This is a genomic window from Acinetobacter sp. OYA S30 (assembly GCF_033599315.1).
Lineage (GTDB): Bacteria > Pseudomonadota > Gammaproteobacteria > Pseudomonadales > Moraxellaceae > Acinetobacter > Acinetobacter baumannii.
Genome location: NZ_JAWVAV010000025.1, coordinates 16,527 through 30,692 on the forward strand (window position 1 = coordinate 16,527; position 14,166 = coordinate 30,692).

Here is a 14,166-nt window from a genome sequence, read left to right on the forward strand (position 1 = left end):
GAGATGTTATTAGAATTTACCAAAATGCATGGTTTAGGCAATGATTTCATGGTAGTTGATTTAATTAGCCAAAGAGCTTATTTAGATACAGCAACAATTCAACGTTTGGCAGACCGACACTTTGGTGTGGGGTTTGATCAGCTTTTAATTGTTGAACCACCAGATGTACCCGAAGCTGATTTTAAATACCGTATTTTCAATGCAGATGGTTCTGAGGTTGAGCAATGTGGTAATGGTGTGCGTTGTTTTGCCCGTTTTGTCCACGAACGTCATTTAACTAATAAAACCAACATTACCGTACAAACCAAAGCGGGTATTGTAAAGCCAGAGCTTGGGCAAAATGGTTGGGTGCGCGTAAATATGGGTTACCCAAAGTTTCTGCCAAATGAAATTCCATTTGTGGCTGATGAACCTGAAGCTTTATATACCCTTGAGTTGGCAAATGACCAAAACATTAGTATTGATGTTGTGAACATGGGTAACCCACACGCGGTCACTATTGTTCCAGATGTGCTTACTGCTGATGTAGCAGGTATTGGCCCGCAAGTTGAATCACATAAACGTTTCCCTGAGCGAGTTAATGCTGGTTTCATGCAAGTGATTGATGACAAACATGTTCGCTTACGTGTATTTGAACGTGGTGTGGGTGAGACACTTGCGTGTGGTACAGGAGCATGTGCTGCTGCGGTAAGTGGCATGCGCCGTGGTCTACTTGCGAACTCTGTAGAAGTTGAACTTGCTGGCGGTAAGCTACAAATTGAATGGCAAGAAGGCGATGTGGTCTGGATGACTGGTCCAACAACTCATGTATATGATGGACGTTTGGATTTACGTTATTTCCAAGGTTAATCGCATGGCCTAAATAGAAGCCTCTTTTCATCAGTTAACGTGATAAAAGAGGCTTTCTTTTATATGTACAATAATTTTTTAATTTTATTACCTTTTACTCAACGCCAATTTCAAAGCGAATAGAACAAAAATACTGCCCGTAATTCGGTCCATATATTTTACAAACTTGGGTTGCTTTAGATAACGTGAAAGTGGCTGCATAGTCAGAATTAATAGACTTGACCATAACACGCCAATCACCACATGAATCATTACTAGTCCCATTACCCAAGTAACAGCCGATGCTTGCGCTGGAATGAACTGGGGAAGAAATGAAATATAAAAAATACCAACTTTTGGATTGAGTAAGTTGCCAAAGAAACCTTTAATAAACCAATTCTCTGAAGTAGAGCGATTTGAATGATTGTCTTGTATATCTGCGAGCTGACTACGAGGTTTTAAAATCATATTTAAACCCAGCCATGCTAAATAAGCGGCGCCCATCCATTTCAATATATTAAATGCTAAGTCGGATGCCATCAGTAGGGCACCTAGACCGCATGCCACGACAATTCCCCAAGCAATACAGCCAAGACTAATTCCTAGAGCTGCTTGAAACGCTTTAGATTTTCCTTCAAGTGTTGCAGTACGAATAATTAAAGTTGTATCTAAACCAGGGGTAAGGGTAAGTAAAGTAATGGCAATTAAATAAGGAATGAGTATGGCGGTCATGGTGTAAGTCCAACGGATACTTAGTATAAAGTGTAATATATAAGTTGGATTCATTATGCTGTGCGATATCAAATTTTCCTGATTAAATAGTTTTTGGTACACTCAAAAAAATGGGCAAATAAATGGAGAGCAATTTGGATTTTGCATTACAACTGCTCTCAATGTGGTTAAAAGAAAGAAAAATTCAAAACCAGTCTGAGCATACAATTACCGCTTATGAGCGAGATGTTAGAAGCTTCCTTGAGTTTTGTGAGCTTAAAAAAGTTGATTTAAGAAATGTTGAAGCTTCAGATTTGCGTGAATATTTGGCTCAACGTGTTGAGCAAGATCAGTTAAGTTCAAGTAGCATGCAACGTCATCTTACTTCTATTCGTCAGTTTATGAAGTGGGCTGAACAGGGCAAATACCTAGAAATTAATCCTACTGACGATTTTAAATTGAAACGTCAGCCTAGACCTTTACCGGGCATGATTGACATAGAAACGGTTAATCAAATTTTAGATCAACCCATGCCTGAAAAACCAATTGATCAGCAGCTTTGGTTAAGAGATAAAGCCATGTTGGAACTACTGTACTCAAGTGGTTTACGGCTCGCTGAACTGCAAGGCTTAACGATTAAAGATATTGATTTTAATCGTCAACTCGTTCGTATTACAGGTAAAGGAAATAAAACCCGTATTGTACCGTTTGGGAAAAAGGCAAAAGAAAGCTTATTGAATTGGCTAAAAATTTATAATATCTGGAAAGGCCATTTTGACCAAAATGCTTCCGTTTTCATTTCACAGCGAGGCGGTGCATTAACCCCTAGGCAAATTGAAAAGCGTGTAAAACTTCAGGCACAAAGAGCGGGTGTAAATGTCGACTTACACCCACATTTACTTCGACATTGTTTTGCTAGTCATATGTTATCAAGTAGTGGTGATTTACGCTCAGTTCAAGAAATGTTAGGTCACAGCAATTTATCGACTACTCAAATTTATACACATATTGATTTTGATCATTTGGCCCAAGTGTACGATCAGGCCCATCCACGAGCCACTAAGCATTAAGCCGCTTTAACTGGAATAAAAAGCAGAATGTAGAGATCATTTGTATTTTTTTACAAATTTGTTTAAAAGAAATCGATGAAATTACCCAATTGACCATTTTGATCTTTGCACATTTTGTCGGCATATATAGTCTAAAAACTATAAATTTTGACTCATTTTTGAGAGTCTTATCCCTCTGACTAATAAGGTAAATAAGATAAAAAGATAATAAAAATCAATGTATAAAATAGACTTTAAAAAGAATAAAATAGGAGTTAGATATGTATAAAATTTTTTTTATGAACTGATGATTTCATTTTTTTTGCCCCGTTCCAGAAAATTGTGACTTGACCGAAATGCCAAACACATTGCAAGATAGGGTACCTAAAAAATTTTAATCGAAGAGTTAATATACTTTTCTCAACATTTACTTTTGCTAGAACAGCCGAGGATTACATGAAGGCTCTTGTTGCTGTAAAACGTGTGGTTGATGCCAACGTTAAAGTTCGTGTTAAGCCGGACAATAGTGGGGTTGACCTTACCAACGTTAAAATGTCAATTAACCCATTTTGTGAAATCGCAGTGGAAGAAGCGGTTCGCTTAAAAGAAAAAGGAACAGTATCAGAAATCGTTGTTGTTTCTATTGGTCCTAAAGAAGCTCAAGAACAAATCCGTTCTGCAATGGCTTTGGGTGCAGACCGCGGTATTTTAGTTGAAACTACTGACGAAATTGGCGCTCTAGAAGTTGCTAAAATCTTAAAAGGTGTTGTTGACGCTGAAAAACCAGAACTTATCCTTCTTGGCAAACAAGCAATTGATGATGACTCTAACCAAGTAGGTCAAATGCTTGGTGCATTATTAGGCGCTGGTCAAGGTACGTTTGCTTCTGAAGTGAAAGTGGATGGCGGTAAAGTACAAGTGACTCGTGAAATCGACGGTGGTTTACAAACTGTTGAACTTGCACTTCCTGCAATCATTACAACTGACTTGCGTTTAAACGAGCCACGTTATGCTGCATTGCCTAACATCATGAAAGCTCGTAAAAAACCGCTTGATACTAAATCTCCTGCTGATTACGGTGTTACAGCTGGTACTAAGCTTAAAACGATTAAAGTTGAAGCGCCTGCAGAACGTAAAGCTGGTGTACAAGTGAAATCTGTAGATGAGCTTGTTGAAAAATTGAAAAATGAAGCGAAAGTGATCTAATACGGAAGGATAAAATCATGAGTATTTTAGTTATCGCTGATCACAACAACCAGACACTTAACGGTGCTACTTTAAACGTTGTTGCTGCAGCTCAAAAAATCGGTGGTGATATTACTGTATTAGTTGCTGGTTCAGGCGCTCAAGCAGTTGCTGACGCTGCTGCTAAAGTTGCTGGTGTGAGCAAAGTATTACTTGCTGACAACGCTGCTTATGCAAACCAATTAGCTGAAAACGTAGCTGGCTTAGTTGCTGACTTGGCTAAAGGTTACAAATACGTTTTAGCTGCTTCTACAACTACTGGTAAGAACATTCTTCCACGTGTTGCTGCGCTTCTTGATGTAAGCATGATCACAGACATTATTTCTGTTGAATCGGCTAACACATTCAAGCGTCCAATCTACGCTGGTAACGCAATTGCAACTGTTCAATCTGACGAAGCAATCATTGTTGGTACTGTTCGTGGTACGGCATTTGATCCAGTTGCTGCGGAAGGTGGTTCAGCTGCTGTTGAAACAGTTGGCGAAGTAAAAGATGCTGGTGTTTCTAAGTTTGTATCTGAAGAAATCGTTAAACTTGATCGTCCAGAATTAACAGCTGCTCGTATTGTTGTATCTGGTGGTCGTGGTGTAGGTTCTGGTGAGAACTACCACAAAGTACTTGACCCATTAGCTGACAAGCTTGGTGCAGCACAAGGTGCTTCACGTGCAGCAGTTGATGCAGGCTTCGTACCTAACGACTTCCAAGTTGGTCAAACTGGTAAAATCGTTGCACCTGAGCTTTACATTGCTGTAGGTATTTCTGGTGCGATCCAGCACTTGGCTGGTATGAAAGATTCTAAAGTTATTGTTGCTATCAACAAAGACGAAGAAGCACCAATCAACAGCGTTGCTGACTACTGGTTAGTTGGTGATTTGAACGCTGTAGTACCAGAGTTGGTATCTAAGCTTTAATCTTTATTGATTAAAGTTAAAAACCCCTAGTTTTGAACTAGGGGTTTTTTGTTTTAGAGTCTGAAGTTAGAAGTAAAAATTAGAAAATTTAAGCTTTGGATGTTTGATTTTTATAAAATAAAATTCACATAGTTTTGATTAGGCATGAAGATAATGATTGCAGCTAAAAGAGTAGAATAATATGCAATTAAATTATACAAATATCACCAGATTGGCAGTGTAGATTCCGCACATTACAGAGCGCTTTTATGCTATAGTATACAGCTATATTTTTTTCGATTTTAGTTCACTTTCCGGAACTAAATTTTTTGCAAGATCAAGACATATAAACGGATAGAAATATCTATCTGTAAGAAGGAGTATGCATGAGCGTATCGGAAATCCGACCGATTGCCATTGAGGACGAACTCAAGCATTCATATTTAGATTACGCGATGAGTGTAATTGTATCTCGTGCATTGCCGGATGTGAGAGACGGTCTTAAACCTGTTCACCGTCGTGTGCTTTATGCCATGCACGAATTGGGCAATGACTATAACAAAGCCTACAAGAAATCTGCTCGTGTCGTTGGGGACGTAATCGGTAAATATCACCCGCATGGTGACTCAGCTGTTTATGAAACCATTGTTCGTATGGCTCAAGACTTTAGCTTACGTTATTTATTGGTTGATGGTCAGGGTAACTTCGGTTCGATCGATGGCGATAGCGCCGCGGCAATGCGTTATACCGAAGTCCGTATGACTAAGCTGGCACATGAGCTTCTTGCAGATTTAGAAAAAGACACAGTTGACTGGGAAGATAACTACGACGGTTCGGAACGTATCCCTGAAGTACTTCCGACACGTGTTCCAAACTTGTTAATTAACGGTGCTGCTGGTATTGCTGTAGGTATGGCAACTAACATGGCACCACACAACATGACAGAAGTTGTGAATGCTTGTTTGGCTTATGCTGACAATCCGAATATCTCGATTGAAGGATTGATGGAATACATTACCGGTCCTGACTTCCCTACAGGCGGTATTATTTACGGTAAATCAGGTATTGTTGATGCCTACCGTACCGGTAAAGGTCGTTTACACATTCGTGGTAAATACCATTTCGAAGAAGATGAAAAGACAGGTCGTACAACCATCGTCTTTACTGAAATTCCATATCAAGTAAACAAAGCAAGAGTTATTGAACGTATTGCCGAGTTAGTAAAAGAGAAAAAGCTTGAAGGTATTTCAGAACTTCGTGATGAGTCTGATAAAGAAGGTATGCGTATTGCAATTGACTTGAAACGCGGTGAAAACGCAGAAGTCGTTGTAAATAACTTATTCTTAAATACCCAGCTTGAAAACTCATTCAGCATCAACATGGTTTGTCTAGACAATGGACAACCAAAATTGATGAATCTAAAAGATATTATTGCGGCATTTATTCGTCACCGCCAAGAAGTTGTGACACGCCGTACCATGTTCGAATTACGTAAAGCACGTGAACGTGGTCATATCTTGGAAGGCTTGACAGTTGCCTTAGCCAATATTGATGAAATTATTGAAACCATCAAAACTTCTGCAAACCCTGCTGAAGCGCGTGAGCGTTTACTTGCGGGTGAGTGGGCAGGTGGTGGCGTTGTTGCACTACTTGAAAAAGCTGGTGCAATTTCTGTTCGCCCAGATGAAATTGAAGGTGAAGATCCAAATCGTCCATTTGGTTTAAGTGATTCAATTTATCGTCTGTCACCAACACAAGTAGGCGCAATTTTAGAATTACGTTTACACCGTTTAACTGGTCTTGAACAAGACAAGTTACATGCGGAATATACTGAAATTTTAGGTCAAATTGCTGAACTTACTGCAATTTTAAATGACTTCAACTTGTTAATGGGTGTTATTCGCGAAGAGTTGGCACAAGTTTTACAACAATATGGCGATGCACGTCGTACCGAAATTGTTGAATCTCGTGTTGATTTCTGCCGTGAAGATTTAATTCCAGAAGAACAAGTGGTATTAACGGTTTCGCAAACGGGCTATGCAAAAACTCAACCACTTTCAGACTATCAGGCACAGCGCCGTGGTGGACGTGGTAAGTCTGCGACTTCAATGAAAGATGATGACTTTATTCAACATCTGATTGTAGCATCGAACCACGCGACCGTACTTTGCTTTACCAATGTGGGGAAAGTGTACCGTCTGAAAGTATTTGAGGTTCCTCAAGCATCACGTGGGGCAAAAGGCCGTCCAATCGTGAACTTGTTACCTCTAGATGCAACAGAAACCGTAACCGCAATCTTGCCGTTAACCGAGTTCCCGGAAAACCACTATGTGTTTATGGCGACAGCTTCTGGTACGGTTAAGCGTGTTGAGTTAGAACAATTTGCAAACATTCGTTCAAATGGTCTACGTGCTATTGAACTTAATGAAGAAGATACCTTAATTGGTGTTGCGATTACTGATGGTAATCAGCAAATCATGTTGTTCTCTAACGAAGGTAAAGCAATTCGTTTTGCTGAAACTGACGTACGTGCAATGGGTCGTACAGCGAAAGGTGTACGTGGTATGCGTGTAAGCTTTGCAAGCAGCACCTTAAGTGAAGAAGATGCAGATGTTGAAAATGATGATTCAGATGATAATGATGATTCAGCAGATTCAAGTCTAGTAAGTCGCATCGTATCGCTTGTTGTTGTGCCTGAGACAGGTGAAGTACTGTGTGCGAGTGCCAACGGTTATGGTAAACGTACTCCAGTAAATGACTTCCCGACCAAGAAACGTGGTGGTAAGGGTGTTATTGCGATCAAGACAAGTGAACGTAACGGTGAGCTAGTTGGTGCAGTTTCTATTGATGAAACCAAAGAGTTATTATTAATTTCTGATGGTGGTACGCTTGTTCGTACGCGTGCTGCAGAAGTTGCAATGACAGGCCGTAATGCTCAAGGTGTTCGTCTGATCCGTTTAAGCGAAGAAGAAACGCTCGTTGGCGTAGTTTCAATTGAAGCTGTAGAAGACGAAGAAGAACTTCTTGAAGGTGAAGTAGATACGACTGAAACTGATAGCGAAGAAGCTGTATCTAATAATGAAGATACTTCTGAAGAGTAAAACGTTTTAAAATAAAAAAAGGAAGCTTCGGCTTCCTTTTTTATTTCTGGTTTATTTCGAGGGATGGAAAATAAACACATCATAGTTTCTGTAATGCAAAGTTTTTACTGACGGGTCTTTAGTTGCAAAATTATGAGGTTGACTTATCACGATCAGATCTTGTTTTTGCATTAGAGCATCTTGAAGCTGCTGTTCGCTCCACAAGTACTTTTTGAGTTGCGGTTCAAATAACAAACCATCTTTAATTTCTAAAGAGGCACTATCTGAATGTACAGTATCCCATTGGTTTACGATATAAACGGGCTGCTTAAGTTTTAAAAGGAATGGAACATCATAGAAATAATAATTGTAGAAAACGATTTTTGTAGATGGGGCAATGTACTCAGCAAAATCTGTTTGGCCTACATTGTTTTTGGTATCTAAAATACGAACAGCAAATGGGACTGCACTACATAGAACAATTAAACTTATAAAAATATAGGTCAAATATTTCAATTTCTGTTTTTTATATAGCCCAACTAACACAAGTGGAAGCACAATTAATAAGGCACCAATGAGATAAATAAATATGGCTTGGTTTTGGAAAAAAGGCTGATGTGCACGAATAAAATGTGGTGTTGCACTAACGCCAATTCCAACAAGTATAGTAAATACAGGAATACCCCAAGTCTGCAATCTGGTTTTATTACTGCTTTCAAGAACCTTATTCATCACAAGCGCGAAGAAAATGGCAAAAGGCGGAACAGCAGGTAAAATATAGCCTGCTAGCTTAGAAGGCGGAATAGAGAAGAAAACCGTAACAGAAACAAACCACCATACAAATAGGGCAAGTAAAGAGCATGATTTATAATCTTTAAAAATGGTTTTTATAGACGTAAATCTACTCGCAAAAAGCCATGGTAAAAAACTGACAAATAAAATCATCAGATAGAAGCACCATGGTTGTTTGTTATTAAACTCTTTTGAACTGAAACGATTAAATTGTTGATCAATAAAAAAATAGTGTAAAAATTGAGGATATTTACTTTGTACCAAGTAGAGCCACGGACTAACGATGAATAAAAATAACAAGATAGCCAATGGATTAAGAAGAGAAGGTATTTTCTTCCATTGCTTGGTGTAAATTAACCACGGTAAAAGAATCATGCCGGGAATTAAAATTCCAATTAAGCCTTTGCTTAAGAAGGCTGCTGCACCAGCGATATAACCTAAAAATAAAATAGATTTCCGTGCATAAATGGTGAAGTCCACAAAACATAAAACACTAATGGTGATCCAAGAGGCGAGCAGTAAATCATGGTTAATGTATTGGCTACTACCAAAAAAAAGCAGGTTAGTGGCTAAAATAATAACGGTAAGTTGTGCAACGCTTTCTGAAATATGCTTTTTTACAAATAAAAATAGTCCCACTAACATGAGGGTACCAGCCAAAACAGGTACTAAACGTAACACCCATACATGCACACCAAAAAGCTCCATAAACATAGAACTTAACCAATGTAGTAAAGGAGGCTTATGCATGAAAGGTAAGCCATCGATTCGTGGAGTTAACCAGTCTCCAGATTCGAACATAGTACGGCTAATATCTCCGTAGCGACCTTCATCTGGTACAGATAAGGGTCTAATCCAAGACAAAACAAATAGCCAAATCGGTAAGAATATTAATAAAAATTTGGAACTACGAAGCCATTGCTGCATACATAATCCTTAATGTTGGAATGCAAAAAAACGGTTAAGTAAAAAAGTCACCATAGATGTCAGAACAATTGCAGTACACACTAAGGTTGAAACAGGTACGTTAAAATAGAGGTTTGAAAGTAAAAGAAAACTTTCATTAAATAAAAACCCTAAGCTGGCAACCAACGTGAATTTCGGGAGAGTCTGCCGATGCGTAAGATGTTGCGCTTTAAACGTAAAAACGCGGTGCCCAAAATAGCTCACCCAATAGGCGAGTAGAAAAGCGCATAAATTGGCATATTGCAGTGCAACATGTTTCTTAAATAGAAGCATGGCTACACTATAATGAGTAAGTGCTGCTGCGGTCCCTGTAGTAGTAAACCGCGCAAGCTGAAGAATATGAGCAAACATTAGAAACTAGAGAACGTATTTTCTTGGTGGGCGATTGAATGTTCCTGCTTAGTACGAGAATGTTCGGTAGAAATAATATATTTTGGGCGGTTTTTAACTTCAGCATAAATGCGGCCAATGTATTCACCTAAAATTCCAATGAATAACAATTGAATGCCACCTAATAGCGTCATACCTGCCGCAAGTGTTGCCCAGCCCGGAATGGAAATTCCCTCAATCAAAGTTTTAATGATAATCCACACTCCGTAGCTCATCGCACCTAAGGCTAGAATTGCACCTAAGTAAATACATACGCGTAAAGGTAAATCAGAAAAACCCGTTAAACCTGACATGGCTAAGTTAAAAAGAGATTTTAAGTTGAAGCTAGAACGGCCATGTTGACGTTCTTGCTCAGAAAAATTAATGCCTATACTTTTAAAGCCAACCCAAGCATATAGGCCTTTCATATAACGATTTTTTTCTGGTAACTGTTTGATGGCTTCAACAACTCTTGCATCAAGAAGCCGGAAATCTCCAGCACTTTCTGGAATATCAATAGGTGAACTTAAGTTTAAAATACGGTAATAAGCTTGGGTTAAAACACGTTTAAGCCATGATTCGGTTGTACGATTACGAATACCATAGACCATGTCATAACCATTTTTCCAAAGATTAATCATGGTTGGAATTGCTTCAAATGGATGTTGAAAATCAGCATCAATCAGTAGAGCAACTTCACCAGTCACATGGTCTAAACCGGCACTTAAAGCTGCTTCTTTGCCAAAGTTCCGTGAAAGCTCCAGCACAACTAAAGGATAATCCTCAATCATTGTTTGTAAAATTGGAATGGTATCGTCTTTACTTCCATCATCTACCACAATAATTTCATAGCTAAGATTTTGCTGTTTTAGACTATTTGCCAAAGCAGGAATAAAGGTTTTTAAATTCTCTGCTTCGTTGTAGGCTGGAACAACGCAGGATAAAAAGGGTTTTATATTCATTGCATTGCCCCTAGTCTGGTGAGCTGGATACCGTATTGTTGACAATCAAGTTGGAACTGATCCGAACTGAAGTATTGATATTCTTGAATTCGGGCGTGTTGAATTGGATCTTGATCCTTTGATTGTGCAAGTGCTGGATGGCACATAATCAGTAAATGGTCTTTTGCATTCGCAAGCCAATATTGATTGAGTTGGCCATAATTGGTCAGTTTGAAATCATAGATGCCAGCAAATTGGCCATTTTGATTAAAGTGATATGTCTGGCAAGCTTTTGCCAAAGAGTTAGAACCTAATGCTGAGAGCATACAAGTTTTAAAACGGTAATGAGGGGGATTGATCGGCTGTTGTAAATTTCGAATCCAACCCGTAAATTTTTTCTCTTTTAGTAATTGCAGCAAAATATCACGTATAAATGGAAATTGATGAATATGTTGATGACCATCTATAAAGTCAGGTTGTTTTCCTAATACTGAAACAAATAAGTCCCATTGCTCCTCAATACATTGAGTGATTAATTCGCGATTAAGACTTGCAGACCATGCTCGGACTATAAGCATAGGTAAGGGAAAAACCAGATTACCCGAAGCGAAAGCATGGGTAAGATTTAAATGTAAACCTATATCAACTCGATCACTAAACGGTTTTAATTTGGCAGCAGCAGTTTCCCATAAATCAGATTGGGTCATACATGAGGTGGCTTGAAGCGCACCTTGTTCAATAAGTTGAATAATTGCGTCAGATATTTCTGCATTCATTGCAAAGTCATCTGCGCAATAGCACACCTTTGCCATATCTAAATTCCACCATAGGGCAGGGTTACAGAATTATTCTGCTTAGCTGCTGAAAAACTATACGTTTTTAATATGGAGAAATTTCCTTAATTCCAACTTAAAGTTTTCTTAAGGTTTTATGACAATTGATATAAATTAATTTATTGAATTTATTTGATTTTTTATAAAATTTAAGTCAATTTTTTTAAGAAATAAGCTTTAACTATAAGATTTTATAGTAAATAAAAATATAATCTGTACACTTTAATTAGCCTGTAAATAAGTTTATTTAGATACTTTTAAACGTGAATAGGCAGTAATTAAAAATATAACCCCAATAGTCGCAAGAAAAATTAATTTCGGGGCCACGACATTTAAAGGAACGCCCATTTGATTAAGTTGTACAAACATCTGTACGCCGTGTGTAGAGGGTAAATACCAAGCAAACCATTGCAACCATTCAGGCATGGCTTGATGAGGCCAGGCGGCACCAGTTAATAAGAAAAGAGGAACTGAGCTAAATACAATAATATGACCGGCACGTTCCGGCATGTCTAAAAGTGAGCCAATCAGCATACCTAGTCCAATTACACAGCTAATAAAAATAGGAACAGCGACTAGCAAACCGATAAAGTTTCCACCGTGTGGATAGTCATTGAACCACAAGGTAAAACCAAAAAGATAAAAACTTCCTAAACAACCAATTGTAAAGATACTGGCAAAAATTCCTGCAAAACGAATAGGGGTAATTTTTTCATGTTGTTCGCGGTAACTTGCAACCAGCATGGCCAGACCTAACACAATTGTTTGGTGAATAATAAGTGATGCAACTGCAGGAAAAATATAACTACCGTAGCCTGAAAGCGTATTAAATAAAGGCATTTGATGAATAGAAAGAGCAGGCTGGAAGTGTGTACGTTGTCCAAACCTTTCAATATATTTCTTTAAAGTTGCTTCAATAGAGGTGGCAAGACCTAACCCAATTTCTTTAGTTTTTAAAAAGTTGGTTGTGCTTAAGTATAAGCCGATTCCGCCAGTTTCTCCGCGGCGTAAGCTCTGCGTTAAATTGCTTGGTAAAAGTAAAATACCATCGGCTTTTTGTTCACGAACCATTTGTTCAGCTTCAAGAAAATTACCAGTGACATCAACAATTTTAACGTGAGGGCTATTAGCTGTTTGACCAATGACTTGAGAAGTTAAAAGACTTTGTTCTTCATCAACAATGACAATTGGAATTGATTCTGCGCGCTCAGCTTTATAGGCTGTCGGATAAAAAAAGCTATAAAGAATGACGGATAAAATAAGTGTTGTGAAAACTGAACTGTTACTAACAATATCTTTAAATGTTTGAACGTAAGCCTTTAAAAATTCCTTCATGGTGTTGCTCCTTGAACCAGTTTTTTAAGCAGCAAACAACTTAAAAAGAAATAAATAAGGCAGTAGCCAATAAGTATTAAGAAAGGAGACATCGAAATGAAAAGTGGACTTCCAATCACCCATTGTTCGGTCTGGAGCTTTGCATAAGGGGTGTACGGAATAATCAGTGACCAAAATTTAGTGAAAATCGGTGCATTATTTAATGGTAGAGTAACGCCTGCAAAACTTAAAGAAGATCCGCCATATACTGCAATAAAACCAAAAGTTTTACTTAAATTTTTGGTCGCGAGAATGACGGTACTACTAATTAAAGCATAAGAAAAATAAAGCAAGAACTGAGCAGCTAATAAGAAACTTAGTGAACCTGCTACAAACCAGCCTCGAATTTCAACCAGCCAAAACATCCATAACCAAGTCCAGAAACAGAAAATAAAGCTATACAGCAAATTTTTAGCCAATAAGCCTTGAATAAAACTCTCTCGGTTCACCCACTGTGTTAGTGTGCCGCGTTTAATTTCTTGTCCAATGGCAAATGCCACACAGCAACATAGTAATAAATGTAATACGGCTGGAACCATGAAGGGTTCTAAATAGAACTCATAGCTCATGCTTGGGTTATAAAGCGTTGAAATTTTGACGTGTGCTGTAGGTACATCTAAATAGGGAATATTATTTGCAAGATAATTCTGGCCAGCATAGTCTGCTAAAGCATTGAGAGTGCTGACTAACATCGCCGAGGAAATCGTGTTCCCGACACTAAAAAAAGATTGGTTAAAAGCAATACTGATTTGAGCATCTTGAGCTTTCACAAAACGTTTTTCGGCACCATCCGGAATAAAAACATAACCCCATATTTTGGTTTCATTGAGTAATCTCTCGGCTTCACTTGAGCTTGTAGTAATTGTTTTTATATCGACTGTATGATTTAGCGAAAGATACTTTCCAATATTACGGCTCAGTTCACTCTGGTCTTGATCAATAATGGCAATGGGTAAATGTTCAGCTTTACCTGCATAAAACATGCTGCTAAACAAAAAAATGATAAAAGCAGGGATGAGTGTCACCATACACAAATCCCATTTATTGCTTCTTAAATAGTTTAGTTCACGTAATATGCTGGCAAACAT

The 14,166-nt window shown here is 38.3% G+C and carries 12 protein-coding genes; 5 read left to right on the forward strand and 7 right to left on the reverse strand.

Annotated elements, in window-relative coordinates; genetic code table 11:
* Positions 1-3 precede the first annotated feature (3 nt).
* Positions 4-849 (forward strand): diaminopimelate epimerase, encoded by an 846-nt coding sequence (dapF, locus tag R5R67_RS12765; protein WP_000923480.1) that lies wholly within the window; start codon positions 4-6, stop codon positions 847-849.
* Between the two features lie 87 nt (positions 850-936).
* Here the strand turns inward: dapF and R5R67_RS12770 are convergent, their stop codons facing one another.
* A complete protein-coding gene (locus R5R67_RS12770; RefSeq protein ID WP_000125207.1) occupies positions 937-1,560 on the reverse strand; it encodes a LysE family translocator in 624 nt (207 codons plus the stop codon).
* 161 nt (positions 1,561-1,721) lie between these two features.
* On the opposite strand from R5R67_RS12770, the gene xerA reads away from it, so the two are divergent.
* From xerA to gyrA, 4 genes are all read left to right on the forward strand, one after another.
* Positions 1,722-2,609: a site-specific tyrosine recombinase/integron integrase gene (gene xerA / locus R5R67_RS12775; RefSeq protein WP_000266278.1), complete on the forward strand. Its 888-nt coding sequence runs from the start codon at positions 1,722-1,724 to the stop codon at positions 2,607-2,609.
* 435 nt (positions 2,610-3,044) lie between these two features.
* Positions 3,045-3,794: an electron transfer flavoprotein subunit beta/FixA family protein gene (locus R5R67_RS12780; protein WP_000646179.1), complete on the forward strand. Its 750-nt coding sequence runs from the start codon at positions 3,045-3,047 to the stop codon at positions 3,792-3,794.
* 17 nt (positions 3,795-3,811) lie between these two features.
* The gene (locus R5R67_RS12785) at positions 3,812-4,744 is read left to right on the forward strand and encodes an electron transfer flavoprotein subunit alpha/FixB family protein (RefSeq protein ID WP_000025985.1); all 933 of its coding nucleotides are present in this window, start codon (positions 3,812-3,814) and stop codon (positions 4,742-4,744) included.
* A gap of 365 nt (positions 4,745-5,109) precedes the next feature.
* Complete coding sequence (gene gyrA / locus R5R67_RS12790; RefSeq protein WP_000116449.1) at positions 5,110-7,824, forward strand: DNA gyrase subunit A; 2,715 nt, start codon at positions 5,110-5,112, stop codon at positions 7,822-7,824.
* Positions 7,825-7,875: 51 nt separating this feature from the next.
* On the opposite strand, the gene R5R67_RS12795 is transcribed toward gyrA, so the two are convergent.
* From R5R67_RS12795 to R5R67_RS12820, 6 genes are all read right to left on the reverse strand, one after another.
* Positions 7,876-9,522 carry an ArnT family glycosyltransferase gene (locus tag R5R67_RS12795; protein ID WP_001188114.1) on the reverse strand — a complete coding sequence of 549 codons (1,647 nt, stop codon included), beginning with the start codon at positions 9,520-9,522 and terminating at the stop codon, positions 7,876-7,878.
* A 9-nt stretch (positions 9,523-9,531) separates the two neighbouring features.
* Positions 9,532-9,912: a GtrA family protein gene (locus R5R67_RS12800; RefSeq protein ID WP_000457365.1), complete on the reverse strand. Its 381-nt coding sequence runs from the start codon at positions 9,910-9,912 to the stop codon at positions 9,532-9,534.
* Positions 9,912-10,892, reverse strand: coding sequence for a glycosyltransferase family 2 protein (locus R5R67_RS12805; protein WP_001022409.1), 981 nt, complete (start codon positions 10,890-10,892; stop codon positions 9,912-9,914). The genes R5R67_RS12800 and R5R67_RS12805 overlap by 1 nt, the downstream gene beginning before the upstream one ends.
* A complete protein-coding gene (locus R5R67_RS12810) occupies positions 10,889-11,683 on the reverse strand; it encodes a ChbG/HpnK family deacetylase (RefSeq protein ID WP_001140932.1) in 795 nt (264 codons plus the stop codon). Before R5R67_RS12810 ends, R5R67_RS12805 begins: the two co-directional genes overlap by 4 nt.
* Before the next feature lie 264 nt (positions 11,684-11,947).
* Complete coding sequence (locus R5R67_RS12815) at positions 11,948-13,039, reverse strand: ABC transporter permease (protein WP_000657718.1); 1,092 nt, start codon at positions 13,037-13,039, stop codon at positions 11,948-11,950.
* On the reverse strand, positions 13,036-14,166 hold the full coding sequence (locus R5R67_RS12820; RefSeq protein ID WP_323125673.1) for an ABC transporter permease: 1,131 nt from the start codon (positions 14,164-14,166) through the stop codon (positions 13,036-13,038). The genes R5R67_RS12815 and R5R67_RS12820 overlap by 4 nt, the downstream gene beginning before the upstream one ends.